This is a genomic window from Streptococcus mitis B6, from assembly GCF_000027165.1.
GTDB lineage: Bacteria > Bacillota > Bacilli > Lactobacillales > Streptococcaceae > Streptococcus > Streptococcus mitis_AR.
On the sequence record NC_013853.1, the window covers coordinates 1,844,541 to 1,868,277 of the forward strand.

Consider the following 23,737-nt stretch of genomic DNA (forward strand, 5'->3'; position numbering starts at 1 on the left):
CTTAACTATGACAAAACAACCCCTTATAGGTATACATCACTATTAAAAAAATTTTTTTCTAAAAAACTTACAAAAATCCTTGACATTATTTTTAGATAGGATTATAATAAAAGTATAGTCGTAGTTAGACAAAAAATATTTTCGTGGAGGCCCTTTATGGAAATTTACACTTATTCCGATTTTCTTCAAGAGAAAACTGCTTTGACTTTTGAAGATGCACATAAAATCTATAATGAACTAATTAGTTCATTTGACATAAAAGATCCAATTTTCCTTGATGACTGGACAATGTTGATTGAGTTAGCTGCAGAGTATACTGAAATTCGTGTCAAATCTGCAACATTATCAAAAGAAAGACAAGGCAAGCATGGGGAGCTTAGAACTTCTGCTCATAATGCTTTCATCGTACAATTGAATGCACTAAAAAGCGAAGTCGAATCTAAAGGTAAAGATACTAGTTGGTTTGATAAAATCACGGATGACCGACAACGGCAAGGAGATTTTGCAAACTATTTAGCATACATTTACGCTGTAAGCACTAGATCATCATAAAATAAAAATACTCTTCAAACAGTCGCTTAAGATTCTCAAAACTTAATATTACCGTAATAAAACTGAAAGGAAAAACTTATGGAACATCAAGAAGTTATTGATTGGTTGAGATATTGTGATGAAAATAATATCAAACCATGGGAATGGGATTTTAAAAATTGTTATTCCGATACGCTAACACCTGATAGTATTACAAATTTTTTAAAATATAAAAACGGTGAACTTACTGATCCAACTACTTTTCGAGTTACAGAACTGCTTGGTAAGGGTGCTGACTGTGATAAGGAAGCATTCTATTTATATAAATGTTTGGGGTGGCAAAACTCGGAAAATTGTATTACTAGAGGGGAAACTCTTAACTCTTATTTAACTACATTCACTCGTTCTATTACTAAAACACCTCACTATAAAAGTATATATAAAAAAATTGGGATAGATGAAGAGCAATATCTAAACGAACAATATCCAACTCTATATAATAACAATAATTATGAGAACTTTATCATCATCAAAGAAAATAAAGAGCAATTTAAAAAATTTGCCAAATTAACTCACACAATTGGAAATTTCACCGTATTACCTCATTGGATAAATACGGGGAGATATAACTTCTCAAAAGATTATTGGGATATTACAATGCTTTCTCTCCAAGAGTGGCTCAATCTTTTACCTAACGATACATGGAAATGTTTCGTAGATGCTTTCTATTTACAACCATACGTAAATGAGCAATATGAAACTGAATTGTTTTGGGAAGGTCATACATCCGAAAGACCAAATATGGAGCGTCAACATTTTCCTATTTTCCTCAAAAAAGTCAATGAGCGAATTGAAGAACGTGGTAAATTTATCATTAAACAAATCTGTGATAAGTTAGATCAAAAAGATTTCAATTTCTATAAGGAAATTAAAAATATGGATACAATAAGATTTTCTAATGAATTTTAAAAAGGAGGATTTGTGGTCAGAGTATATAAAAGTGTTCGTCTTGCATACGAAGCCAAAGTATGGATAGATGAGCTTATTCAAAAAAAAGAGCGTAAAATCAAAGAACTAAATCAGGATAATTTTCTAAACACCCTAGAACAAACACTTCTATCAAATCATTACGATGAATTAAATGGTGTTTCTTTCAATATCGTTTTAAAAGCTTCTATCGGAAGTATTATTGAAGAAGCATATAGAAATACAAAAAATTACTCCATTGCTAAATGGCAGAATTTGCGTCAAGAAATGGAAAAAGATATCAAAACTGTCAATCCCAGTCTAGAAACATCGGTAACCCCTAGACTCTATTTAGATGAAAATGTTCTAAATGGTCTTGATGAATTTCGATATCATTTAATGAAAGAAGATGGTGCTACTAGATTACCAAGGCTTAGTTACATCATTAAGCTTGTTGTATATTCCTATTGGAAGACACAACAATAACCTAAGCAGAATTTGCTTAGGTTCTCTATATAAACAATTGTATAGTTGTTTTACTACTTAAAAAGGATGGTTGTTTATGTTTAAACTAAAAAAAGAAGCTAACTTAAAAAGAAATTATTTTATTACAAGTTCACGTTTAAAATGGTTACATCTGATAATAATTGTCTTTTCTATCTTTTCTTTATTAGGTTTAATAGTAAGTATTAGAGCTCCTGCTTTTATTCAAATCTTATGTATTGTCTTTGGTATTCTAGCAATCTATAAAATAAATAATAAATTAAAAGGTTTTAGATACGAACTAGATTTTGATTTAATTATCAGGGAAAGCTTACTATTTGTTTTATATACAAATCATCTCTACACTTCGGAAAAGGATAATTCAGGTTACGAAAAAATTATTAGAAGTGCGATTTTAAAATATGAATTAGATAATCAAAACGGTCGTATTATCATTAAAGCGCTTATCAGAGGTGACGAATTTAGTAAAAAGGTTCAGACACTTGATGATGTATTAGCTGGAGTTCTAGAACTTGAACTAGAAGAAAAAATTACTCATCCTAATATTGTGGAATATCACTTTTACTACAAGAAACCTGATAGACTAATATTATCACCCCATAATCATAAAAAAGAGATAGATAGTCTTGATATAGACTTAGGATATGATATAACTTATAATCCTATAAAATGTCCTCATATTTTAGTTTCAGGTGGTACAGGTAGCGGAAAATCTATATTTATATCTTTTTTAATTATTGAACTTCTTAAAAGAAATTCAACACTATATATTGCAGATCCTAAGAACAGTGATTTAGGTAGTTTATCTCATTATTTAAGCGATAAATATGTAGCTACAACTCCCAATAATATTGCTCGTATTGTACGTTTGGTAGTTGAACAAATGCAGGAACGATATCAAGCCATGCGTGATAACTTTCATTACGGTTCAAATTTTGCCGAACACGGCTTTAAACCAGTATGGCTTATATTTGATGAAATGGGAGCATTTCAAGCTTCAGCAACAGATAAAAAATCTAAAGAAGTTATCGCCGAAGTAATGGACGGTATCAAACAAATTATCCTACTAGGGCGACAAGCAGGAGTATTTATTCTTATATCTGCTCAACAAATGAGAGCTGAAACTCTAAACACTGATCTTAGAGATAATTTAGGTTTGAGAATAGCTTTAGGAGCAAACTCAATAGAGGGATACCGCATGGTATTTGGCACGGCTACACCTGATAAGTTTAAATCTATTGAAGAAAAGGGAGCAGGATATCTTTATATGCAGGGCTCAGGAAAAGAAAAAGCTCAATATTGGGAAAGTCCTTATCTTGATACAACACAATTCGATTTTATAAAAGAACTACAATTATACGTAACAAAGTCAAAATAATTTCAATAGATATTTTTGCTTAAATTCAATAGATTTTCAGCAAAAATATCTATTCCTCATCGCTTAAGCGATGACAAAAAGAAATGAGGTATTATATGAAAATTAACGATTTTCTTAAACCAGAATTATTAGGAAATAAATTCGTGGCAGTAAAAGGATATACAGAAGTTCTAGACAGAGAAACAAATAAACCTGTAGCACTACGTCTTAATGTTTCAATTCAAGATGAGGATTCTGATTTCTTTATGGAAATGATTCAGATAAAAGTTAATACGTTATCTCCTACTGCCACTCCTCAATTATTATCGGATAAAAAAACATGCCCCGTTAAATTATCTAATTTAACAGTTGGACAATTTAACGGAAATTTATGGTTTTCTTGTAACGATGTAGTCCCTATTTCTAAGTAATTTGGTGATATTACTTATGGCTAAACTTTTTGCAATATCTGATATACACGGTTACCTAGATGAGTTCATATGCGCTCTCAGTAAAGTAGATTTATCTGATAAAAATAATCGTCTTATTCTAATCGGAGACTACATTGACAATGGACTTCAATCTTTTCAAGTTATTTCCAAAATAATTGCACTTGAGGAACTTTATCCTAATCAAATTATCACTCTATTAGGAAATCATGAAGAATGGTTTTATGATTGGTTGATTTTAGAAAAACCTACTTCTTCTCCATTTTCAGAAACAATAAAAAGTTTCTTCTCTTCGGAGGAATTGAACCATATTTTTAAATCGAATGCTAACAACTTTGAAACAAGTGTTAGAAATGAAATTAAAAATAATATCAAGTTCAACTCATTCATAAACTGGTTTAAAAAACGATATAGGGATAAACGCTATTATGAAACTGATACCCAAATTTTTGTTCATGCTGGCATTGATGAAGAAGCTGACAAGCTTTGGAAAGAGCTAACGAGTTCAGAGATGTTTACAAATAAATTTCCTCTTACCACTGGTGGATTTTTAAAAGATATTGTTTCTGGTCATGTTGCTTCTTGGGAAGTAGCTAAAGATAAAAGTTACCTAGGTAAGATTTACCATGATAGTAAAAGTCATTATTTTATTGATGGAGATGTAAAGAATAGCAAAACAATACCTGTTCTTTGCTATGATACAGCTTCAAAATCCTATCAATATTAAAAAAATACTTCTCTATTACATAAAAAATTTAAGCAAGCTTAATTCTATTCTTATACTAATAACAAAAATAAAGAGGGGAATCTATATGAAGACATTATTAATTGGCGACTTACATTTAAAATCTCAACTAATTTTACCTATTGTTGACAGGATTATCCAAACACATAATATTAAAAGAGTCATTTTTCTTGGTGATTATGTTGATTTACATGGACAAACTAACAATATCCAACTATATGCCAAAGATCTCACTTTTCTATACGATTGGAAAATAGAAAAAGAATTAAATTCAATAGAAGTTATTAACCTTATGGGCAATCACGATGTTTATTATTTACTTGGAGAACAAGTTCCTTTCTCAATTCAAAATCTAGAGGTCTTTTTCGCAGTTCAACAATTATTACAAGATTTGAATTTACAAATAGCTTATCAACTAGATGATTATTTAGTTAGCCATGCTGGTTTCAATTTGCTATTTGACCCAAAAGAATGGCACTTTAAACCTTTTACTGAAGAATATGAAGAAGAATTAGAAATCCTTGCTAATGCAGTAGGATATATGCGTGGAGGAGGAGATATGGCTGGTTCTCCTTTATGGGCTCATTTTAGAGAACTAGAGCTAATCCCTAATAACAACTACCCTAAACAAATTGTTGGACATACCCCTAAAGAATCTATCGATATTTCTAAAAATGTTATTGGTATAGATACTTTTTCATTATATATTGACAAAGATAATAAATATCAATTTATTGGTAACGGAGATCTGCTGGTTTATGACCAAGGACATCTTGAAATCATTTCAACTGACTGGGCTACAGACCAAACATTAAAACAATTACCTAAACCTCAAATTTAACTACTACTTCTCATCATGTGACTAAGCAAAACTGCCGACTGGAAGTCGGCAAGCTGGAAGCGTGTTTAGCAGAGCGATGCTTAGAAACACATGATAGAAGTATGGAGGAGCTTTGCTTCTCCTAGTTTATTTATTATATAAGCAAACATTACGAGAAAAGGAGATGATTTTGTGAGTTACAATCGCAAAATTATCCGAACTTCTTCGTACCTTGAAATATGGGAATACGAATCTCCAATTTTTTCAAATGATACTACTCAAATTGATGAAGAACACATTTCACTAAAAGAAAAGAAGAAACGTAGAACTTTTGAAGAACTCACAACTGCTGAACAAGATGAACGAATAAAAAGAATTTCTAACACTCGTAAAAATTCTAAATGGAAACTTCAACGCCTAATAGATACAAATTTTGATGAAAGAACTAGTTTCCTTACCCTTACAACTAAAGAAAATATACAAAACAGATATGAGTTTAATTTACTTTTTGATAAATTTATTAAACGTTTAAACTATCACATATACCATTCCAAAAAAAGACTTATTAAATATATTGCAGTATTAGAACGACAAAAAAGGGGAGCGTGGCATGCACACATTCTCCTTTTTTCATTTCCTTTTATCCCTCATAAAGAATTACTGACAATTTGGGGGTTAGGTGCAGTTCGGATAAACAAACTACATAACTTAGATGATTCTTCTAATGCTGGTCGTTATGTTGGAAAATATATGGAAAAAGGCATAGGACAGGAATTATTAGAGAGTCTAGGAAAGAAGGCTTTTTATTCTTCTCGTAATTTACAAAAGCCTGAAGAGATAAAATTATTTACAAGTGAATCCTTAGATAGCCTTGTTAAGAATGAAGATATCCTATATGAAAGCAACTATATTAGCAAAGTATTTCGAAAAGGACACTTAATTGACAATAAAGTCAAATACAAAAAAATAAAGTTAAGTAAGGAGTAAGGAAAAAATGCAAGTTATTCTACCAACAGAACAAGTTCAAGAAATACAGTCGATGATTACTAATCTCTTGCAAAACGAAATTTCTCATTTCAAAGAAGATTTAGGTTTAGATAGTCCTTACCTTAACAAGGGGCAAACTTGCAAATATCTAGGGATATCTAACAATACATTAGATGGCTGGATACAAAAAGGGCTACCCGTTATTAAAATTGGTAAGACTGTACGTTTCAATAAAAATGAAATTGATAAGTGGCTTTGTAGAAAAGCTATGCTATAATATCTCTAATGATATATCCTGACTCGTAAAAGGAGAACATCATGACAGTTACAAAAACAAGTAGTAACACTTACAATCTTAAAGTGTATATACCTAAAGAAATCCGACCTAAAATGGGGATTAAAGGAAATCACTTTGTTAAACGCTATAAAACAAGAAAGGAGGCTAAAGAAGCTGAATTAGAAATTCTAACAAAGATACATCAACTTGAAAATGGAGAGGATATCCTACTCCCTAAAACTAGTGATATTCTTTTCTCTGAGTTCTTTAATAATATTTGGTGGGATTCATACAAAGCTGGTCAAACAACTTCGACAACTAAGCCTCCAACACAGGTTACTATTGATAATACTGAAACTGTTTTTAGAAAGCATATCTTACCAATGTTCGGTAATTATTCAATCAATTTTCTGAACCAGAATAAGCAAGTCGTACTAAACTTAATGACTGCGAAAGCTGAAGAGTATGCTAATTTCAAGGTTATTCGAAGCTATGTAAACTCAATTTTCGATTGGGCTGAGGAATTAGAGTACATAGAATCAAATAGATTATCCAAGACAATTAAGCGAATTAAAGCTACCAAAAAGCTAAAACTCCAAGACTCCAAAAATGAGGAAGACTTGTATCTATCTAGTGAAGAATTACAAGATTGGTTTGATGCTTTTAGAGAAGATTTGGAGAACGATAAATTATCACTAAAAGATTATGTCCTATTCTTTACAACCTTTATTTTGAGCGATAGAAAATCAGAATCCTATGCTCTACATTGGAAAAACATAGACTTGGCAAATGCTCAAATTGACTTAAGGCATGCACTTGACAAATATAAAAATGTGAAGTCAACAAAAGGAAATAAGAAAACGATTTTTTCAATTCCTAGTTACCTTGTATCACTTCTTTCAGAATGGAAAAAACAACAGAAATATGAGTTAGCGAAATTTGGTATAATGCAAACATCCGATCAACTAGTCTTTACCTATATAGATACGAAAGGTAATGTAAATAGCCCTCTACACGTTGATTATCTCAATAACAAAATGAACTCCGTAAAAAGACGACACCCAAAGTTAAAACACGCTACACCTCATAAATTACGACATACAGGAGCGACACTTGCTAAAAAGGCAGGAATGAGCTTAGAAGCCATTTCTGAAGCATTAACTCATAGCGATACAATTACAACTAAAACTTATGTTAATGCTTCAAACATAGTTCCTTTATCTGCTGGACAAGTTGCCTACCAACATCTTAAAAACAAGTAGGGTAATTTTAGGGCAAATTTTAGGGCAAATTTTTGTAGAAAGTACAGAAAAAAGCACCCATAGGGCAAACCTTTGAGTGCTTTGAAACGTTGATATAATCGGATTGATTAACGTTTACTAAATTGTGATGCTTTACGAGCTTTCTTAAGACCTGGTTTCTTACGTTCAACTTTACGTGAGTCACGTGTAAGAAGTCCTGCGCGTTTCAATGAATCGCGGAAGTCTGGGTCTACTTGAAGAAGGGCACGAGCGATACCGTGACGGATAGCTCCTGATTGACCAGCGTATCCACCACCTACAACGTTAACGAAAACGTCGTATGAACCTGCAGTTGAAGTAACTGCGAATGGTTGGTTGATTACAAGACGAAGGTCAGCGTGTGGGATGTACTCTTCAACATCTTTTTTGTTAACAGTGATTTTACCAGTTCCTGGAACAAGGCGAACGCGTGCAACAGCGTTTTTACGACGTCCAGTACCTGCATATTGTGCTTGTGACATACTTTATTGTTCCTTTCCTTAGATAAGTCCTGAAATATCAAGAACTTCTGGTTGTTGTGCAGCGTGAGTGTGCTCAGCTCCAACAAATACTTTCAACTTCATACCTTGAGCGCGTCCAAGAGTATTGTGTGGAAGCATACCTTTAACTGATTTCTCAATCAAACGTACTGCATTTTTAGAACGAAGTTCACCTGCAGAGATTTGTTTCAATCCACCTGGGTGGTTTGAGTGAGTGTAGTAGATTTTATCAGTTGCTTTTTTACCAGTCAATTTAACTTTTTCAGCATTGATAACAATCACAAAGTCACCTGTATCAGTGTGTGGTGTAAATGTTGGTTTGTTTTTTCCGCGAAGTACGCTAGCAACTACTGCAGAAAGACGTCCAAGTGGTACATCAGTTGCGTCAACTACGTACCATTTACGTTCAACTTGGCCTGGTTTAGCCATAAATGTTGTTTTGTTCATGATTTCTCCTATATATAGTTCGATTTTTGTTTACGGTGATGGGTGTTCCTTCCCATCGAAAAGTATTTGGAAGGTTCCGGGGCCTTTCAAATGGGGTAAACAATACCGCCTACTATAATACCAAATTTCACCCCTAAAAGTCAATAGATATGAAAAATATTTTTCTGAATCGTAACTTCTCAAAGTAACTTCCATCTCTCTCCCAAAACTGGAAGTTAGTCTCAGACGATGAATTATGCTAGAATTAAGTCTGAGACTTTTCGTGAGGAGGTACCTCATGACGAAAAAACAAAAACATCTCACTCTAGAAGACCGTATTGACATCCAAACTGGAATCAGCCAACAGGAGACTTTCCGTTCCATCGCTGAGAAGATGGGGAAAGACCCGTCAACGATTTCAAAGGAAATCAAGCGCAATCGCATCATGCATCCAACATCCGTCAAATCTGATTGCACGGATTGCCCTCTTCTCAAAAAAGCTCCTTATGTCTGTAACAACTGTCCAAAAAAGAGGACGGATTGTGGGTTTAACCGCTATCTTTACTACGCGAAAAAGGCACAGGAGCAGTACGAGACTATGTTGAGGGAATCCAGACAGGGCATTCCCCTAAACAAGGAAAGTTTTTATCAGATGGACAAGATCTTAACCCTAGGCATCCAGAAGAAACAAAGCATCTACCATATCATTCAGACACATAACCTACCTGTGTCGAAAGCTACGGTGTATCGGCATGCCAAGCTGGGCTATCTGACAGCCAAGCCCATTGATTTCCCTCGGATGGTCACGTTCAAGGAACGCAGAAAATCCAGAAAAGTAGCTATTCCCAAAGAGCTGAAAATTGGGCGGACCTATCAAGATTTCCAAGAGTTACGAGAAACTGATGATTTCTTCAAATGGTTGGAAATGGACACGGTCATCGGCAGACCTGGTGGAAAGCTACTGCTCACCTTCAACGTTTCCTTCTGTAATTTCCTCTTCGCCTTGCTTTTGGACAACAAGACTGCTCTGGAAGTCGCCACTAAATTCGCAGCTTTGAAAGAAAGAGTCATGGACGGAGGGTATGCGTTCCATCAGCTGTTCCCTGTCATTCTCACAGACAACGGATCTGAGTTCGCCTATGTGGAGGAGCTTGAGCGAGACATTGATGGGAAGTCTCACCTCTACTTCTGCGACCCTAGCCGTCCTGACCAGAAGGGGCGGATTGAGAAGAACCATACGGTTTTGCGAGCCATTCTTCCCAAGGGCACTTCCTTTGACCAGCTGACTCAGAAAGACGTCAATCTAGTCATTTCCCATGTCAATTCCTTGAAACGAGAAGAGTTTCAAGGAAAATCTGCTTACGACGTCTTCACCTTCACCTTTGGCGAGGACATCGCTGCTCTTCTGGGTTGCCAATTTGTCAAACCAGAAGACACACACTTATCACCTGATTTATTGAAATAAAGGGAATTTTCCCCTCTAACTACACATCTTATCACCATCGAAAAGTCTCACACTAAACGCTAGCAACTGGAATTTACTCTAAGACGACTCTGTTTTAGGGCTATTTGTCGTGCACTTTTTTCTGAGTCTTTTCGCTTTTGAACCCTTATATATCAAGAAAAAGAAAACCAGTGGAAGTTAGTCTAAGACGGATTTCCACTGATTTCACGCGTTTTTCTCATACTAAAAGCTAGGTTGTGGGAAACTGGAAGTTAGTTTTAGAAGTTACCTATTTTTCTGAATTCCACTCTTTTTATCTCTAAAAAACCTCGCTTTCGCGAGGCTCTTCTATTTATAAGATAAGGCACGTTTAAAGGTTTTCCAAGGGCCTAAATCATCTGTTTGCAGAACGAGACTAGCATACATACGTCCGATAAATCCTGTTGCTACCACTGCAAAAATCACTGTAATAGCAAGTGAAATCCATGTTTCTGCTCCCCCTGCATAGCCATTAATGGTTCTAAATGGCATAAAGAAGGTCGAAATAAAGGGAATATAAGAACCAATCTTCAAGATGAGATTGTCACCAGCTGCACCTAGAGCTGTCACTCCAAAAAAACCACCCATAATCAAAATCATCAAAGGCGACAGGGCTTTCCCTGAGTCCTCAGGACGAGAAACCATAGATCCTAGGAAGGCTGCTAAAACAACGTACATAAAGAGGCTAACCAAGACAAACAATAAGGTGTTGAGCGAGAAAGCCTCTCCTATATGGTTTAAAATACCAGATTGTGCCAAGATTGGTAGGTCTTTAAAGAGAAGAATGGCAGCAAGTCCACCCACGACGTAAATGCCAATATGGGTCAAAATCACAAGAAGCAGAGCCAGCATGCGAGCGTAGAAATAATGACTAGCTTGGATACTAGAGAAGACCACCTCCATAATTTTGGTTCCTTTCTCGCTAGCCACTTCCTGAGCAGTGACACTAGCATAGGTAATCAAAATCATATAAAGGAATAAACCAAGCCCTGCGGCCGCAAAGGTTTGAATCATTTTTTTATTTTCCTTGGATTCATCAATTTTCTCCGTAAAGTTAACTGTTTGTTCCAAGCGTTTTTCCTGTTCTTGTGACAAATTGGCTGCCGAACGATTGAGTTGATCTTGAAGCTCATTTAACTTGCTCGTTACTCCTAGCTTAATAGCACTCTCAAGAGAAGTTTCACCATGATAGACGGCCTTGAGGAGGCTGTCCTCTTGGTCGATGGTCAGATAGCCTTTTAATTTTTCATCCTTGATAGCAGCTTGAACACTTGCTTCATCCTTGTAGTCAAAATTGAGACCATTGGTAGATTTGAGACCTTCTGTCACAGCTGGAACCGTGCTAATCACTGCTATCTTACCACTTTGAGCCATTGAAGAGCCTTGGAGATAGGCAATTCCTACAGAGATTCCTAAAAAGAGGAACGGCGAAATCACCATAAAGAAGAAACTCCACGATTTGACATGTCGAAGATAGGTTTCCTTGATTACAACCCACATATTTCTCATACTTCCACCCCTGATTCTAGTTTAAAGATTTCATCGATTGTTGGCGCTTGCTGGTCAAAGGTTGCGATATATTGCCCCTGAGTCAAGATTGGGAAGAGTTCCCTTCCAGCACTCTCATCCTCCAAGATCAATTTCCAACTGCCTTGTTTGGTCAAGCTCACCTGCTTGACATGAGGAAGGTTTTCCAATTCTTCCTTGCTTCGTTCACTTGAAACAAAGAGACGCGTTTTCCCGTATTGATTGCGGACATCCTGAACTGGTCCATGCAAGACCACACGGCCATCTCGAATCATGAGAATATCGTCACAAAGCTCCTCGACGTTGGTCATGACATGGTCAGAAAAGATAATGGTTGCCCCACGTTCTTTTTCTTGAAAAATGACTTGCTTTAGCAATTCAGTATTGACTGGGTCCAATCCACTGAAAGGCTCATCCAAGATAATCAAGTCTGGTTCATGAATAAGAGTAATGATGAGCTGAATCTTCTGTTGATTTCCTTTTGACAGACTCTTAATTTTATCAGTCAGTTTCCCTTTCACTTCCAACCTCTTCATCCATTGAGGGAGTTTTTCCTTGACCTCCTTGGCATCCATGCCTTTTAGAGTCGCCAAGTAACGAACTTGTTCAAGGACTGTCAATTTAGGCATGAGACTGCGTTCTTCAGGTAAATAGCCAATCCGAGCATAGGTCTCCTGACGGATATCTTGACCATCCAGACTAATTTCTCCTTGGTATTCTAAAAACTTCAAAATACTGTGGAAAATCGTTGTCTTCCCAGCACCATTTTTCCCGACTAGTCCCAAAATACGACCTGGTCGTGCTTGAAAGTCAATACCAAACAAAACTTGCTTGGGTCCAAAACTTTTCTCTAGACTTCTTACTTCTAGCATCTTTCACCTCCGAAATGTCTTACACTCATTATACTCCTTTTTGATAGCCTTTACAATGATTTCTGTCCATTTTATCATCCTCATTTTAGTAAAAAATCTTAGGGTGCTTTGAGTTATGAGTACATTATACACTGGTAAACTCCAATTTATCTTCTCTGTTCCTCAACTGTCTATTTTTGATCCTGAATTGTTATTTGAAAAGCAAAAATCCACCCCGAAGGATGGATTGATGAGTTAACGTACTTCTGCATTCACTTTTTCTTCGAGTGATACTTGGATTTTTTCCATATAGCGTGCGACTTCTTCGTCCGTTAAGCTGTCTTCTGGATTTTGGAAGGTCAAGCTATAGGCCATTGACTTCATACCAAGTCCCAATTTTTCACCTGAGAAGACGTCAAAGAGTTTGATATCTGTCAAACGTTTCACGCCGGCAGCTTGGATCGCGTCCACAACTTCTTGATGAGTGACTTCTGCCTTGAGGAGTAGAGCCACGTCACGGCTGACTGCTGGGAATTTGGTGATTTCCACAAATGGAGCAGCTGGCTGAAGCGCTGCTTCGATGGCTGAAAGGTTGAGCTCCGCTACATAAGTTTCTGGAATATCGTAGGCCTTAGCAGTAACTGGGTGTACTTGACCAAGGAAACCAAGAACTTGGTCACCGAGTGAAATGACTGCTGTACGACCTGGATGAAGACTAGCAATTTCAGATGTTGCTGTATAAGTTACTTGGAGTCCCAAACGAGTAAAGAGCGCTTCTAGGATTCCCTTAGCATAGAAGAAATCAACTGGAACTGCTGCTGTTTGGAAATCTTTTTCAGCAACCAAGCCTGTCAAGGCAAAGGCAAAGCTGTTGATCTCATTTGGAAGTTCTTCTTTTGGATTGCCAGTTTGTTCAAAGACTTTTCCAATCTCATAAAGGGCCAAGTTTTTGTTCTTACGAGCCACGTTGTAAGCAACTGTATCTAGGATACCTGAGATCATATTTTGACGGAGGACAGAACGGTCCACTGTCATTGGCCACATGAGTTCAGTAAGGTTACTTGGTTGAGCCGTAAACTCAACTGCTTTTTCAGGAGTTGTTAGAGCGTAGGTGATAATTTCTGTCAAACCTGCTCCTTCAGCAATGGTACGAACTTGACGGCGGAGTTTTTGTGTCACAGTCAATTCACCAGCTGTACCGTCATCTTTTGGAAGGCTGGTTGGCAAGCGGTCATATCCATAGATACGAGCGATTTCTTCAAAGAGGTCTGCCTCGATTGTGATATCCCAACGACGACGTGGGACGCTGACTGTAAAGCTATCTGCATTTCCAGAAAGGCCAAAGCCAAGACGACGGAAAACATCTTCGACATCAGCGTATGAAAGCTCAGTTCCGAGGACACGGTTAACATCGGCAAGAGTTGAAGAAACTTCCACATCGGAAGTATCAAGCTCACCCGCTGAAACGCTACCCTTACGCACAGTCGCACCTGCAAGTTCTGCAATCATGCTAGCTGCCGCATCAAGGGCTTCGTTAACAGTTGCCACATTGATACCTTTTTCAAAGCGAGAAGATGACTCAGAACGAAGGTTAAGACGACCACTTGTCTTACGGATAGATTTGCCATTGAAAACAGCAGCTTCAAGGACAACACGACTAGTTTTTTCAGAAATTTCTGTTGCTTGACCACCCATAACACCGGCAAGGGCTACTGGCTTGTCAGCGACAGTGATGACTAGGTCATTTGTTTCCAAGTCACGTTCTTCACCATCTAAAGTCACCAATTTTTCACCAGCACGCGCTACACGTACACGGATATCACTCCCTTCAAAGGTATCCAAGTCAAAAGCATGCATTGGTTGACCAAAGTAAAGCAGGATGTAGTTTGTCACGTCCACAACGTTATTAATAGGACGGATACCTTCATTCATAAGAAGGTTTTGCAACCATTGTGGGCTTGGTGCGATAGTCACATTGTCCAAGATACGAGCTGCATAGTAAGGCGCCTTGTCTGTCTCAATGCCCACAGAAAGAGCATCTGCTGCAGCTTGGTCCGTTTCTGTTAAACTAAATTCTTTAAAATTGACCGCCTTGTCATAGATAGCTGCCACTTCGTGAGCCACTCCACGCATAGAAAGGGCATCTGCACGGTTTGGTGTGATAGACAGTTCGATGATTTCATCATCCAAGTCTAGATATGAGAAGACTTCATCCCCAGGAACGGCATTTTCTGGCAAGATTTGGATGCCATCTGCGAATTCCTTAGGTACAACTGAGTCAGAAATTCCCAATTCGCCAAGCGAACAGATCATTCCAAGTGACTCTAAACCACGGATTTTTCCTTTTTTGATTTTGTAGTTATCAGCGATGCGAGCTCCTGGAAGAGCCACCATAATCTTGATACCAGCACGCACATTTGGGGCACCACAAACGATTTGACGGGCTTCTTCTTCGCCAACGTTAACCTGACAAACATGGAGGTGAGTTTCTGGCACATCTTCGCAAGACAAGACCTCACCGACGACAATTTTTGAGAGACCAGCAGCCGGTGATTCGACACCTTCTACCTCGATCCCTGTAGTTGACATTTTTTCAGCCAACTCTTGTGATGGCACATCAATGTCCACCAATTCTTTTAACCATTTATAAGATACAAGCATAATTTAGTTTTCCAGAATGACAGTTGTCACTCTAGTTCTTTTCCTTTCCTATCATTTCAATAGAAGAATCATCTTCTTACCTTAATTTCTTTCTCAGTAACCAATCCGTATCTACTTTTTGACCAACCATAAAATGATGTTGGCTAAATTTTTCAAAACCATATCGATTATAAAATGCTTGAGCTTTTGTATTATGTTCCCAAACACCTAGTCAAGCCCAGGAAAAACTATTTTTTGTAGCAAGTTCAAGAGCAAATTCAAACAGTTGCTTACCGAATCCAAATCCTTGGAATTTTTGTAGCACATAGAGGCGTTGAATTTCAAAAGCATCCTCTAATTCTCTCTCAGTTTGGGCACTTCCCCAGTTAACTTTGAGAAAACCGGCTATCTCCTCTTCATGCATAATGAAATAGGTTTCAGAGTCAGGATTTTCCAACTCAGTTAACAAAGTTCTCAGACTATAAGCCTCTTCAAAGTATTCCTGTAACTGCTCTTCCGTATTATCATAAGCAAATGTTTCACGAAAGGTTTGTTTGGCAATTTTAGCCAACACCTCAACATCTGCCATTTCTACTTTTCTAATCATTATTTAAACTGTTCTGAGAAGCGGATATCTCCTTGGTAGAAGCCACGAATATCGTTGATTCCGTAACGGAGCATAGCTACACGCTCTTGCCCAAGACCAAAGGCAAATCCAGAGTAAACAGTCGCATCGATACCACTCATTTCAAGGACACGTGGGTGAACCATACCGGCACCCATAATCTCGATCCAACCAGTCTTCTTACAGACATTACATCCCGCTCTACAACATTTGAAGCAAGAAACGTCCACTTCAACCGATGGCTCTGTGAATGGGAAGTAAGATGGACGCAAACGAATTTGACGCTCTTCACCGAACATTTTTTGCACAATCAACTGAAGGGTTCCTTGAAGGTCTGCCATAGAGATATTTTTCCCAACTACCAAGCCTTCGATTTGGTGGAACTGGTGACTGTGGGTCGCATCGTCTGTGTCACGACGGAAGACACGCCCTGGTGAGATCATTTTCAAAGGACCTTTAGAAAAATCATGGGCATCCATAGCACGCGCTTGAACTGGAGACGTGTGAGTACGGAGCAAGATCTCTTCTGTGATATAGAAAGTATCCTGCATATCACGAGCCGGATGATCTTTGGGAAGGTTCATACGCTCAAAGTTATAGTAGTCTTGCTCTACTTCAAAACCATCCACGACTTGGTAACCCATCCCAATGAAAATATCTTCGATTTCTTCACTGGTTTGTGTGAGGACATGACGGTGACCCGTCGCAACTGGACGACCTGGAAGCGTCACATCGATACTCTCGCTAGCCAGTTGAGCCGCGACTTTCTTTTCTTCCAAGAGCTTAGCTGTTTCTTCAAAGGCTGCTGTCAAGACATCACGAGCTTCATTGACGTGTTTCCCAATGATTGGACGCATCTCTGCAGAGACATCTTTCATCCCTTTGAGGATTTCAGTGAGCGAACCCTTTTTACCAAGGACAGAGACACGCAAATCTTGCATCTCTTTTTCATTTTCAGCAGTAATCTGCTTCAAGCTAGCCAGCGTTTCTTCGCGAAGCGCTTTTAATTGTTCTTCAATAGTTGACATAATTCCTCCATCAGTCGCTCGTAGATAAAAAGAAAACCACATGCCAAAAACTCCACTCGGAGCGTTGACACGCGGTACCATCCGTTTTCATCTGACAAGTCAGACCTTCATTTCTAAATCCATGCGCAAGTGAATTCACCCAGCTTTCATATAGAGAGCTTGCAGTCACGGCTCTCCTCCCTGATATACTTCCCTTGAGTTACTAGTCTTGCGGATTCCTATTCAATTACTACTTAGTTTATCAGATTTTTAGTTAAAAAACAAGTTAGATTAGACTAATTTCAGTATAAAACTCGTTCCTTTTTCCGTTGCTCCATCTTCCACAAATCCAAGCGACTTGAAACACCTCCTAGAAGCATGATTGTAGGTATAGATTTCCTTGACTTTCAATTCTTTCCACCCTTTTACTCGAGCCAATTCAATCAAAGTACTTAGAACCTTTTTCCCAAGCCCTAGATGTTGATAAGCGGGATTCCCAATCACAATGGGGAGATTATCCTGAGATAGAGTAACATCCCCAATTGGAAACCATTCTCCCTTGTCCTTGACTTCAATCCAAAAAAGCTCACCATGCTGATCCAAATAGGAATACATAGCTTCCAAGGCCGCTGGACTGTAAGGTCTCTTCACACCATCTACGAGGTAAACCAAGTTCACATCCTGATACCAAGCAAAAGCTTCCTCACAATGATTGACCTTATAATAAGGAACAAGACGCAGTGCATTATCTATTTGTAGGGTCTGTTTCATCTGCTTTCCTTTTCAATAAGAGAGTTGCTGCTTGATTAAAACCCTCACACCAGTTATACCATTTTGCTTCATACTCATCTTGAGGTAAGATATGATTTTTTAAATCCAGAACAGAGTAAATCTTTCTTTTCTCACAAGCTTGCGCATAGAGATGATATAGTTCATCACCGCCGTCTCTATCCCACTCAGCAGAAATCGTATCCCGACCTGCCAATAAAGCCTGATAAGCCCTATGATGCCCATCTGTAATCAACAAGCAATTTCCAAATGTAAGAATACTAATTGGATCAACATTGTTTAGTTCTACAGACTGATAAAGCATCTGAATATCTTGCAACTTCTTTTCTGATAAATATAGTTGAGTCGGATGAAGATCTGCTATACTGACTTTCATTTCTTTCTCCTCAAGGGAATTTGATACTCACTTCTGCTTACCTGTAAATCGCCATTGGAAGCGGAGCTTATCATAAAAGGGAAACTCGATAAACAAGACTCCCAAGCCTACACAGAGACTAGCAAGAACATCTGATGGATAGTGAACTCCCAGATAGACCCTTGATACCAGCACACTGACTAGGTAGAGGCCAAGGACGATTTGCACAATTTTTCTCCAGACTGGATCTTTCATCCGTTGACTAAGGACGACAATCAGAGTGCCTACCATCAAGGTTACAGCCAGAGAATGGCCGCTTGGAAAGGAAAATCCCTTCTCCTCAACCAAGTGTAAAATAGATGGTCGTGGACGCTGGTAGATATTTTTAAAGGTCACGATTAAAAGACCTGCCAAAGCCAGATTTCCCAGCATAAAGAAACTTTCTATCTTCCATCGCTTACGATAAAAGATAAAAGCTGTAATGACAACCCAAGTGATAATCACTGGGATATCAATCAAGCGTGTGATGGCCCTGAAAAGAATAGTCAAGTAATCTGGCAAGTCTCCTCGAACGGCAGTCTGAATCGGTTGGTCAAAACCGACCAGCGTTTCAGGGTAAAATTTGACCATGTAGCCAAGAATAACGAAAAGTAAAAGGGCAAAACTGCCCTTCATTAAAAATGTTTGTTTATCTTTCATAATGTTTTAAGGTTGGTTTCAAAAGGACGTACAACAACCAGAATGAAACAGAAAAGATTACACCTTCAATCAAGTTAAAAGGCAACACCATAGTCATTAGGTAGTTGGAAAGTCCCAAAATTTTTCCAATATCAAAGTTAGCAAACTTAGCGTACAAAGGAACAGCGTAAACATAGTTGAGAACCAACATTGCCACAGTTAAACCAACAGTCCCAGCTAGAGAGCCTAGTAGGAAACGAAGAGCTGTCCGTTCCTTTTTCCAAATCAAAGCAAATACGATGACAAAAACTCCCAAAGCTACGATATTCATCGGCAAACCAATGTAAGTATTCACTCCTTGACTATTAAGAAGCAATTTCAAGAGTGAGCGAAGCAAGAGAATTCCTAGAGCAGCAGGCAAATCCATGACTACCAGACCCACAAGGACTGGCAAGATACTAAATTCGATCTTGAGGAAGGACGCCGCTGGTAAAAGCGGAAAGTCAAAGTACATCAGCACAAATGAGATGGCTGATAGAATCGCAATGGTCGAAAGTCGACGTGTGTTTGTCATAACAGGTTCCTCCAATTTTCTATAAAATCAGAAGAAGTTAGAAAGGATTCCTCTATCTATTCTCACTTTTTATATCCCAAAAGTTTCCTCTCACTCTATTAAGGAAATTCAAGCAAGCGGTTACAGTTTAGCTATAAATCTATCAGAACAGACAAAGCTATTCTTTCGTCTTCTCCCATCCAGACTATACTGTCGGTTGTGGAATCTCACCACATCAGCTTGCGCTCGCGGACTTCTTTAAAGAGAAGGAAATAGAGACTTTTCTTTTAGACTAGGCGACAAGCTGTAGGCATAACTTCTGGTTAGGCAAAGCTTGTCAACAAAGTATAAAAGGAAAAGATCATTTCCTAGTTAAAGTCACCGCCGGTCGGGAATTTCACCCTGCCCTGAAGACTCTTTTATCATAACAAAAAACGCTTGCAAGCGCAAACATTTTGTTCATTTTCATTTTCATTTTTTATTTCAATTTATCCACTTCATAGGTATGAACAAGCTCAAGACCTGAAAAGTTCTGCTGGCGAAGGGCTTCGTAGACAATCATGCAGACGGTATTAGACACATTGAGACTGCGGACATGTTCATCATTCATAGGAATACGGAGAGCCTTCTCAGGATGTTCTCGCATAAAGTCCTCCGGCAAGCCCTTGTCTTCACGTCCAAAGAGAAAATAATGGTCTTCATTAGTCGATAAATCCACATCAGAATAGACTTTTTCCGCGAATTTCGAAATCAGATAGAGTTTTCCCTTCATCTGAGACATGAAATCCTCCAAACTCTCGTAAAAATAAATCTCTAGCTTATCCCAATAATCCAATCCAGCTCGCTTCATCTTGCGGTCGTCAATAGGAAAGCCCATTGGCTTGATGATGTGGAGGGGAGAATTGGTCGCAGCGCAAGTACGCGCGATATTGCCTGTATTTTGTGGAATTTGAGGTTCAAATAATACAATGTGATTTGTCATGACTTGCTTCCTTTCACCATTGCAAAAAAATAGCCACACTGCTCGGAGTCAAGCTCAGCAAACAGCGTGGTTAAGGCATCGTTAACTTACCTCACAACAGGTTTGAAGTAAATCAGCGAAACTACTTTCTTAGTATAACACTTTCAGAATCATTGTCAATAGAAACGACTTGATTTTTTCAATTTTTTCAAGCTATTTCCAAGGGTTGTAAAATCGTCCCTGATTCTGCAAGATAAGTAGTAAACTAGCTACTAAAAACAAGGCTGCCAAGAGCAAAGTAAGATAGTCTCCTTTTTTCAAGACCTGATAACTATACCAAGTGCGTTTTTTCTCTTTCCCAAAGCGTCGAAGCTCCATGGCAGTCGCGATGGTATCAATGCGTTCTAGCGAGCTGAAAATCAAGGGAGTAATAATGCGCAGATTGCCTTTGATTCGTTGCATAAGAGAAGCTTTCTTGGATAATTCCATCCCACGCGCTTCCTGAGACATCTTGATAGTAAAGAATTCTTCCTGCAAATCTGGAATATAGCGCAAAGTCAGGCTGACTGAATAGGCAATCTTGTAAGGCACACCAATTTGATTTAAACTGGAAGCAAACTGACTAGGGTGGGTTGTCATCAAAAAGATAATAGCCAGAGGAATGGTGCAAAGGTACTTAATAGCCAAATTTAGCAGATAAAAGAGCTCTTGACTGGTCAGAGTGTAGGCACCGATTCCCTGCCAAATCACACTTCTCTCTCCATAAAGTCCAACCCCATACTCGGGAGAAAAGAGATAGACCATCAAGACATTCAAAATCGCAAATACCGTCGCAAAAACAGCTACAAAGGAAACATCTTTAAAACGGATTTCTGACAAATAGAGGAGAAATATCGAAAAGATGGCAATCAGAACAAGCAGTCTGGTATCATAGCTAATCATGGCCGCCAATGACACGAGAATGAAAAAGAGGAGTTTCCCAGCTCCTGACAAGCGATGAATCACAGTATCTCTATGCTGGTAACCGATTAATTTAGCTTGCATCCTTCTCTCCTTTCTTTGTAAAATGCCGTTAAAGCAAGTGGATCCACGTCTAGTTTCTTGGCCAAGTTGAAGATTGAAGTTTCTTTTAGATTGGCTTTTACTAACAGCTCAGGATTGCTCAAAAGACTAGCTGGATCAGTATCGGCAATCAATTCCCCATCCACCATGACAAGAGCTCGGTCTGAATAATCCAGCATCAATTGCATATCATGGGTAATCATGACAATGGTATGCCCTTTTTGATGTAACTCTTCGAGAAATTCCATAATCTCAGTATAGTTCTTCTGGTCTTGACCTGCTGTCGGTTCATCTAGGAGGATAATTTCAGCCCCTAAGACCAAAATCGATGCAATAGTCACACGTTTTTTCTGACCAAATGACAGGGCAGAAATGGGCCAATTACGGAATTCATAGAGACCACAGATTTTCAAGGTTTCATAGACTCTCGTTTCAATTTCCTTCTCGTCCACACCTCGCAAACGAAGTCCCAGAGCTACCTCATCAAAAATCATGCTGGTCGAAATCATTTGATTGGGATTTTGTAGCACATAGCCTACTCGTCCCGCCCGCTCTGCAACAGAATCTCCTTTTATATCCTGTCCTTCCCAAAGAAAGCGGCCTTCAGTCTGAATAAAGCTGCTTAAGGCCTTGGCTAGAGTTGATTTCCCCGCTCCATTTTTTCCGACAATGGCAATTTTTTCACCCTTTTTAATATCTAAATGAATGAATTTTAAAATCGGTCTATCATCATAAGAAAAAGACACGTCCTCTAATTTAAAGAGTGACTGCAATTCTGGGGTTTCTTTTGCCAGTTCATTCTGCAGCTGAACCTGACCTTTTGAGATGGACAAGTTATCCAGATCTGCTAATTGTTCTTCCTTGACTAAATCCACACCCAATTGACGGAGAGTGGTTAGATAAAGGGGTTCTCGAATTCCATTTTGTGTCAATAAATCAGTCGCCAGTAGCTGGTCAGGTCCACCATTAAAGAGGATACGACTATTGTTTATCAAGACAATCCGATCCACAGGGCGATGCAGAACGTCCTCCAAACGGTGCTCAATAATAAGGGTCGTCGTCCCCTCTTCCTTATGAATCTGGTCAATCAATTCGATAATATCCTGACCTGACTTGGGATCCAGATTGGCGAGTGGCTCATCAAACAAGAGAATCGGACTCTCATCAATCAAGACACCAGCCAGACTGACCCGCTGCTTTTGTCCACCAGACAAATCCTGGGGACGCTGAGCTAGTAAAGGGAGAAGGTCCAGCTTTTCAGCCCATTTATGAACACGGCTTTTCATCTCCTCTAGATTTGTCACATCATTTTCCAGAGCAAAAGCCAAATCTTCTGCCACAGACAAGCCAATAAACTGCCCATCTGTATCCTGCAAAACTGTGCTAACCAGATGAGACTTATCATAGATGCTCATATCAAAGGCCGCTTGCCCCTTGATTAAAAATTCTCCAGACATCTGGCCCTTGTAAATATTGGGAATAATTCCATTCAAACACTGACCCAAGGTAGACTTGCCTGACCCCGATGGCCCAACAATTAAGACTTTCTCTCCCTTGTAAATGGTCAAGTCCACCCCTTGCAAGGTCGGTTCTTGTTGTGTTTCATACCGGAAAGAGAAATCCTTCCACTCAATTATAGCTTCTTTCATCTTACTCTCTTCATTCGCTTCTTAGACTTCTATTTTATCATAAATCAAGCCTTTCTTGCAGTCTCTTCTCTTAAAATCTTAGCGCCAAAAAGATTCCTATCCTAGCTTACTTGCCTAACTAATCTATAAACATCGAAAAAGACTGGTTGCCCAGCCTTCCCCATCATTTTAGTCCTTTTTCAAACTTCCTGCACGAGTTTGAGTTCCTGCATAGGCAAGCAAGAGAAGAGTTCCTGCAATAGCTACAGATACACCATTAGCAATTCCCGCAACAATCCCTTGGGCAAATACTTTTTCTGCAGCTTCTTGATAAATCACAACATCTCCAAGTGGTGCCAAGACACCCCAAACCAGAGCATTTGCAAGTAGTTGAATGAGGTTAAAAATGAGAATATCTTTCCAGTCAAAGACACCATTAATCACGCGAACGTACTTTCTAAATAGCCCCACAGCTAGACCAAAGAGCCCGCTAGCAATAATCCAAGTCCACCAAAGACCGTAGCCAGCAAGAGAGTCCTTCACTGCATGACCAATTAAACCAACAAGTAATCCCACTAGAGGGCCAAAAATGATAGACAAGAGGCTCTGTACCGCATACTGAAGCTGGATGCTTGTATTTGGAACAGGTGTCGGAATGCTGATCATCCCGATAACAACAAAGAGCGCAGCTCCAACACCGATAGCAACAACTTGTTTAATTGATTGATTTTTCATC

General features: G+C 38.5%; 25 protein-coding genes, 1 pseudogene and 1 riboswitch. Of the genes and pseudogenes, 11 read left to right on the plus strand and 15 right to left on the minus strand.

Going from position 1 to position 23,737, the window contains the following annotated elements; translation table 11 throughout:
• Positions 1-156 precede the first annotated feature (156 nt).
• The 10 genes from SMI_RS09065 to SMI_RS09110 all read left to right on the plus strand — a co-directional run bounded on the left by SMI_RS09065 (position 157) and on the right by SMI_RS09110 (position 7,898).
• On the plus strand, positions 157-552 hold the full coding sequence (locus tag SMI_RS09065) for a hypothetical protein (RefSeq protein ID WP_000409324.1): 396 nt from the start codon (positions 157-159) through the stop codon (positions 550-552).
• Positions 553-630: 78 nt separating this feature from the next.
• On the plus strand, positions 631-1,500 hold the full coding sequence (locus tag SMI_RS09070; RefSeq protein ID WP_000400985.1) for a hypothetical protein: 870 nt from the start codon (positions 631-633) through the stop codon (positions 1,498-1,500).
• A gap of 12 nt (positions 1,501-1,512) precedes the next feature.
• Positions 1,513-1,983 (plus strand): hypothetical protein, encoded by a 471-nt coding sequence (locus SMI_RS09075; RefSeq protein ID WP_000252741.1) that lies wholly within the window; start codon positions 1,513-1,515, stop codon positions 1,981-1,983.
• 76 nt (positions 1,984-2,059) lie between these two features.
• Positions 2,060-3,379: an FtsK/SpoIIIE domain-containing protein gene (locus tag SMI_RS09080; RefSeq protein ID WP_000475501.1), complete on the plus strand. Its 1,320-nt coding sequence runs from the start codon at positions 2,060-2,062 to the stop codon at positions 3,377-3,379.
• Positions 3,380-3,474: 95 nt separating this feature from the next.
• Positions 3,475-3,789, plus strand: a complete 315-nt coding sequence (locus tag SMI_RS09085) for a hypothetical protein (RefSeq protein ID WP_000700054.1) — start codon at positions 3,475-3,477, stop codon at positions 3,787-3,789.
• 16 nt (positions 3,790-3,805) lie between these two features.
• Positions 3,806-4,534: a metallophosphoesterase gene (locus SMI_RS09090; protein ID WP_001096144.1), complete on the plus strand. Its 729-nt coding sequence runs from the start codon at positions 3,806-3,808 to the stop codon at positions 4,532-4,534.
• A gap of 85 nt (positions 4,535-4,619) precedes the next feature.
• On the plus strand, positions 4,620-5,393 hold the full coding sequence (locus SMI_RS09095) for a metallophosphoesterase family protein (protein ID WP_000854387.1): 774 nt from the start codon (positions 4,620-4,622) through the stop codon (positions 5,391-5,393).
• Between the two features lie 171 nt (positions 5,394-5,564).
• Positions 5,565-6,359, plus strand: coding sequence for a rolling circle replication-associated protein (locus tag SMI_RS09100; RefSeq protein ID WP_000121259.1), 795 nt, complete (start codon positions 5,565-5,567; stop codon positions 6,357-6,359).
• 7 nt (positions 6,360-6,366) lie between these two features.
• A complete protein-coding gene (locus tag SMI_RS09105; RefSeq protein WP_001196077.1) occupies positions 6,367-6,636 on the plus strand; it encodes a helix-turn-helix domain-containing protein in 270 nt (89 codons plus the stop codon).
• Positions 6,637-6,677: 41 nt separating this feature from the next.
• Positions 6,678-7,898, plus strand: coding sequence for a site-specific integrase (locus SMI_RS09110; protein WP_000219078.1), 1,221 nt, complete (start codon positions 6,678-6,680; stop codon positions 7,896-7,898).
• A 107-nt stretch (positions 7,899-8,005) separates the two neighbouring features.
• On the opposite strand, the gene rpsI is transcribed toward SMI_RS09110, so the two are convergent.
• Positions 8,006-8,398: a 30S ribosomal protein S9 gene (gene rpsI / locus SMI_RS09115; protein ID WP_000075964.1), complete on the minus strand. Its 393-nt coding sequence runs from the start codon at positions 8,396-8,398 to the stop codon at positions 8,006-8,008.
• An 18-nt stretch (positions 8,399-8,416) separates the two neighbouring features.
• Positions 8,417-8,863: a 50S ribosomal protein L13 gene (gene rplM / locus SMI_RS09120; RefSeq protein ID WP_001044624.1), complete on the minus strand. Its 447-nt coding sequence runs from the start codon at positions 8,861-8,863 to the stop codon at positions 8,417-8,419.
• Between the two features lie 277 nt (positions 8,864-9,140).
• On the opposite strand from rplM, the gene SMI_RS09125 reads away from it, so the two are divergent.
• Positions 9,141-10,307 carry an IS30-like element ISSmi1 family transposase gene (locus SMI_RS09125; protein WP_000163003.1) on the plus strand — a complete coding sequence of 389 codons (1,167 nt, stop codon included), beginning with the start codon at positions 9,141-9,143 and terminating at the stop codon, positions 10,305-10,307.
• 327 nt (positions 10,308-10,634) lie between these two features.
• On the opposite strand, the gene SMI_RS09130 is transcribed toward SMI_RS09125, so the two are convergent.
• The 13 genes and pseudogenes from SMI_RS09130 to SMI_RS09190 form a co-directional block, all read right to left on the minus strand.
• Positions 10,635-11,834 (minus strand): ABC transporter permease, encoded by a 1,200-nt coding sequence (locus SMI_RS09130; protein ID WP_001245373.1) that lies wholly within the window; start codon positions 11,832-11,834, stop codon positions 10,635-10,637.
• On the minus strand, positions 11,831-12,724 hold the full coding sequence (locus SMI_RS09135; RefSeq protein WP_000895282.1) for an ABC transporter ATP-binding protein: 894 nt from the start codon (positions 12,722-12,724) through the stop codon (positions 11,831-11,833). The genes SMI_RS09130 and SMI_RS09135 overlap by 4 nt, the downstream gene beginning before the upstream one ends.
• A gap of 234 nt (positions 12,725-12,958) precedes the next feature.
• Positions 12,959-15,364 (minus strand): phenylalanine--tRNA ligase subunit beta, encoded by a 2,406-nt coding sequence (gene pheT / locus SMI_RS09140; RefSeq protein ID WP_000961516.1) that lies wholly within the window; start codon positions 15,362-15,364, stop codon positions 12,959-12,961.
• 76 nt (positions 15,365-15,440) lie between these two features.
• Positions 15,441-15,950 (minus strand): annotated as a pseudogene (locus SMI_RS09145) (N-acetyltransferase family protein).
• A complete protein-coding gene (gene pheS / locus SMI_RS09150; RefSeq protein WP_164925532.1) occupies positions 15,950-16,996 on the minus strand; it encodes a phenylalanine--tRNA ligase subunit alpha in 1,047 nt (348 codons plus the stop codon). The pseudogene SMI_RS09145 and the gene pheS overlap by 1 nt, the downstream one beginning before the upstream one ends.
• A 270-nt stretch (positions 16,997-17,266) precedes the next feature.
• On the minus strand, positions 17,267-17,716 hold the full coding sequence (locus SMI_RS09155) for a GNAT family N-acetyltransferase (protein ID WP_164925572.1): 450 nt from the start codon (positions 17,714-17,716) through the stop codon (positions 17,267-17,269).
• Positions 17,717-17,720: 4 nt separating this feature from the next.
• A complete protein-coding gene (locus SMI_RS09160) occupies positions 17,721-18,140 on the minus strand; it encodes a hypothetical protein (protein WP_000868605.1) in 420 nt (139 codons plus the stop codon).
• A gap of 27 nt (positions 18,141-18,167) precedes the next feature.
• Positions 18,168-18,818, minus strand: a complete 651-nt coding sequence (locus SMI_RS09165) for a phosphatase PAP2 family protein (protein ID WP_000653437.1) — start codon at positions 18,816-18,818, stop codon at positions 18,168-18,170.
• Positions 18,808-19,371: an ECF transporter S component gene (locus tag SMI_RS09170; RefSeq protein ID WP_000185820.1), complete on the minus strand. Its 564-nt coding sequence runs from the start codon at positions 19,369-19,371 to the stop codon at positions 18,808-18,810. The genes SMI_RS09165 and SMI_RS09170 overlap by 11 nt, the downstream gene beginning before the upstream one ends.
• A 163-nt stretch (positions 19,372-19,534) precedes the next feature.
• Positions 19,535-19,769, minus strand: a riboswitch (FMN riboswitch).
• Between the two features lie 59 nt (positions 19,770-19,828).
• Positions 19,829-20,332, minus strand: coding sequence for a tRNA (cytidine(34)-2'-O)-methyltransferase (locus SMI_RS09175; protein ID WP_000181384.1), 504 nt, complete (start codon positions 20,330-20,332; stop codon positions 19,829-19,831).
• 192 nt (positions 20,333-20,524) lie between these two features.
• Positions 20,525-21,355 carry an energy-coupling factor transporter transmembrane component T family protein gene (locus tag SMI_RS09180; protein ID WP_001148083.1) on the minus strand — a complete coding sequence of 277 codons (831 nt, stop codon included), beginning with the start codon at positions 21,353-21,355 and terminating at the stop codon, positions 20,525-20,527.
• Entirely contained in the window at positions 21,340-23,022 is a 1,683-nt protein-coding gene (locus tag SMI_RS09185) for an ABC transporter ATP-binding protein (protein WP_000656559.1), read from the minus strand. The genes SMI_RS09180 and SMI_RS09185 overlap by 16 nt, the downstream gene beginning before the upstream one ends.
• A 168-nt stretch (positions 23,023-23,190) precedes the next feature.
• Complete coding sequence (locus SMI_RS09190) at positions 23,191-23,736, minus strand: ECF-type riboflavin transporter substrate-binding protein (protein ID WP_000795928.1); 546 nt, start codon at positions 23,734-23,736, stop codon at positions 23,191-23,193.
• Between the last annotated feature and the right edge of the window lies 1 nt (position 23,737).

Excerpts from the sequence above, each read along its gene's own strand:
- SMI_RS09065 (WP_000409324.1), top strand. The coding sequence starts at position 157 with ATGGAAATTTACACTTATTCCGATTTTCTTCAAGAGAAAACTGCTTTG.
- SMI_RS09070 (WP_000400985.1), top strand. The coding sequence starts at position 631 with ATGGAACATCAAGAAGTTATTGATTGGTTGAGATATTGTGATGAAAAT.
- SMI_RS09080 (WP_000475501.1), top strand. The coding sequence starts at position 2,060 with ATGTTTAAACTAAAAAAAGAAGCTAACTTAAAAAGAAATTATTTTATT.
- SMI_RS09085 (WP_000700054.1), top strand. The coding sequence starts at position 3,475 with ATGAAAATTAACGATTTTCTTAAACCAGAATTATTAGGAAATAAATTC.
- SMI_RS09090 (WP_001096144.1), top strand. The coding sequence starts at position 3,806 with ATGGCTAAACTTTTTGCAATATCTGATATACACGGTTACCTAGATGAG.
- SMI_RS09095 (WP_000854387.1), top strand. The coding sequence starts at position 4,620 with ATGAAGACATTATTAATTGGCGACTTACATTTAAAATCTCAACTAATT.
- SMI_RS09105 (WP_001196077.1), top strand. The coding sequence starts at position 6,367 with ATGCAAGTTATTCTACCAACAGAACAAGTTCAAGAAATACAGTCGATG.
- SMI_RS09110 (WP_000219078.1), top strand. The coding sequence starts at position 6,678 with ATGACAGTTACAAAAACAAGTAGTAACACTTACAATCTTAAAGTGTAT.
- rpsI (WP_000075964.1), bottom strand. The coding sequence starts at position 8,398 with ATGTCACAAGCACAATATGCAGGTACTGGACGTCGTAAAAACGCTGTT.
- rplM (WP_001044624.1), bottom strand. The coding sequence starts at position 8,863 with ATGAACAAAACAACATTTATGGCTAAACCAGGCCAAGTTGAACGTAAA.
- SMI_RS09125 (WP_000163003.1), top strand. The coding sequence starts at position 9,141 with ATGACGAAAAAACAAAAACATCTCACTCTAGAAGACCGTATTGACATC.
- SMI_RS09130 (WP_001245373.1), bottom strand. The coding sequence starts at position 11,834 with ATGAGAAATATGTGGGTTGTAATCAAGGAAACCTATCTTCGACATGTC.
- SMI_RS09135 (WP_000895282.1), bottom strand. The coding sequence starts at position 12,724 with ATGCTAGAAGTAAGAAGTCTAGAGAAAAGTTTTGGACCCAAGCAAGTT.
- pheT (WP_000961516.1), bottom strand. The coding sequence starts at position 15,364 with ATGCTTGTATCTTATAAATGGTTAAAAGAATTGGTGGACATTGATGTG.
- pheS (WP_164925532.1), bottom strand. The coding sequence starts at position 16,996 with ATGTCAACTATTGAAGAACAATTAAAAGCGCTTCGCGAAGAAACGCTG.
- SMI_RS09160 (WP_000868605.1), bottom strand. The coding sequence starts at position 18,140 with ATGAAAGTCAGTATAGCAGATCTTCATCCGACTCAACTATATTTATCA.
- SMI_RS09165 (WP_000653437.1), bottom strand. The coding sequence starts at position 18,818 with ATGAAAGATAAACAAACATTTTTAATGAAGGGCAGTTTTGCCCTTTTA.
- SMI_RS09170 (WP_000185820.1), bottom strand. The coding sequence starts at position 19,371 with ATGACAAACACACGTCGACTTTCGACCATTGCGATTCTATCAGCCATC.
- SMI_RS09175 (WP_000181384.1), bottom strand. The coding sequence starts at position 20,332 with ATGACAAATCACATTGTATTATTTGAACCTCAAATTCCACAAAATACA.
- SMI_RS09180 (WP_001148083.1), bottom strand. The coding sequence starts at position 21,355 with ATGCAAGCTAAATTAATCGGTTACCAGCATAGAGATACTGTGATTCAT.
- SMI_RS09185 (WP_000656559.1), bottom strand. The coding sequence starts at position 23,022 with ATGAAAGAAGCTATAATTGAGTGGAAGGATTTCTCTTTCCGGTATGAA.
- SMI_RS09190 (WP_000795928.1), bottom strand. The coding sequence starts at position 23,736 with ATGAAAAATCAATCAATTAAACAAGTTGTTGCTATCGGTGTTGGAGCT.